The organism is Methylobacterium sp. WL116, assembly GCF_008039455.1.
Classification (GTDB): domain Bacteria; phylum Pseudomonadota; class Alphaproteobacteria; order Rhizobiales; family Beijerinckiaceae; genus Methylobacterium.
On record NZ_VRUV01000764.1, the window covers coordinates 1 to 1,620 of the forward strand.

The following is a 1,620-nucleotide window of genomic DNA, read 5'->3' on the forward strand; positions in this document are numbered from 1 at the left end:
GTGCTGCCCCATGCGGACGACGGCGCCGTGCGGCTCGCGGCCGGGTGCTGGCTCGTCTCGGCCGGGTGAGGCGCTTTTTCCCATCGGCGAAAGCGCGACGCGCCCCTTCCCTCCCCCCGACGGATCTTGGGCTTGCCCGAGATCCGCACCCCGTGTGCCCAAGTCGGGCAGGCCCGACTTGGGTGCGGGGGAGGGAGCGCGCGGGGCTTCGAATGGACTGTCGAGCAACGGCACCGGGAGATATCCCTGGCGGCGCGCGCGGTAGAATAGTTCTACTATCTCATTGAAATAGAACTATAATTTTACTTTCTCGCACGTGCGAAAGCGCACGTGAAACCGTTCCGCAGCGCACCATCTCCTGGTCATGGCAGTGACGGCCACGGGGTGCGCGCAGCGACGCGAGACCGGGTCGTCCATCACGACAAGGAACCGACCATGACCAAGCGTCTCGCCTCCCTCACCTTCGTCCTCGCGCTCGCCGCCCCGGCCTCCGCCTTCGCCCAGGGCTTCGGTTCGCAGGGCTTCGACGCCCCCCGCGTCGACCGCACCGACTCGCGCAGCTTCTTCGGCATGCCGGCCTGGGTCGACTCCGCCCGCGAGGGCGATGCCCTGACCACCGGCTCGATCGGCCCGCGCCTTGGCGACGAGGCCCCGGTGCGCACCGGCCGCGCCCTGTCGCGGACCGGCAGCCTGGCCCGGTAAGCCGCGCTCCGATCGCAGGATCGGACGAACGGGCGGCGGAGCCTCGGCTCCGCCGCCCTTTTTCGTGGGCGCTCCCCTCAGCTGCGGGCGGCGGTGACGGCGAGCTCCGGCTTGTGGTTCAGGGTCTGGAACACGACGCAGTAGCGCTCGGTCAGCTTGAGCAGCTGGTCGAGCTTGTCCTGCGGCGCGTCGGTGTCCAGCGCGAAGGCGAGCCGGATCGCACGGAAGCCCACCGGTGCCGCCTTGTCGACGCCGAGCGTCCCACGGAAGTCGAGGTCGCCCTCCGCGCTCACCGTGCCGGCGCGCAGCGGGATCTCGAGGGCGGTGGCCACCGCCTTCAGCGTCACGCCGGCGCAGGCGACCAGCGCCTCGAGCAGCATGTCGCCCGAGCACAGCTCGGCGCCCGAGCCGCCGGTCGCCGGGTGCAGGCCGGCCACCGCCAGCGCGCGGCCGGTCTCGACCTTGCAGGCGATCGCCGTGTCGTCGAGCGAGCCCTTGGCCCGCAGGGTGATCACCGCGTCGTCGGGGGTGTTGCGGTACTGGTCCTTCAGCGGGGCCTGAAGCGCGCGAAGCGTGGTGGCGTCCATCGTCGTCTCCTCCATCGTGGGTCTTGATCGGTCGCCGTTAGCGGGAACCGCACCGCGGCTCAACCGGCGCCGCCCGCTACCACCAGTTCCCGGCGGGCGCCGCGGCGGCCTGGGCCTCGGCCGGGCGCAGCGAGCGGTCCAGGGCGCGAGCAGGTGCCCGTGCAGGTCCTTGCGAGTGAAGGCGTCGAGCGCCGAGAACGGCTCGTCGAGGAGCAGCACCCGCGGGCGCGCCACGAAGGCGCGGGCGATCGAGACCCGCTGCTGCTGCCCGCCCGACAGGTCGCGCGGCCAGCGCGCGGCGTGCTCGGACAGCCCGACCCGCTCCAGCGCG

General features: G+C 72.2%; 2 protein-coding genes and 1 pseudogene. 1 reads left to right on the top strand and 2 read right to left on the bottom strand.

Features of this window, described 5'->3' with window-relative positions:
- Positions 1-435: 435 nt before the first annotated feature.
- Positions 436-702, top strand: a complete 267-nt coding sequence (locus FV223_RS27105; RefSeq protein ID WP_147729799.1) for a hypothetical protein — start codon at positions 436-438, stop codon at positions 700-702.
- 77 nt (positions 703-779) lie between these two features.
- Here FV223_RS27105 and FV223_RS27110 read toward each other — a convergent pair whose 3' ends face one another.
- Together FV223_RS27110 and FV223_RS27115 are read right to left on the bottom strand one after the other, a co-directional pair.
- Complete coding sequence (locus FV223_RS27110) at positions 780-1,289, bottom strand: OsmC family protein (RefSeq protein WP_147729800.1); 510 nt, start codon at positions 1,287-1,289, stop codon at positions 780-782.
- Between the two features lie 144 nt (positions 1,290-1,433).
- Positions 1,434-1,620: pseudogene (locus FV223_RS27115) on the bottom strand (ATP-binding cassette domain-containing protein); the annotation flags it as partial.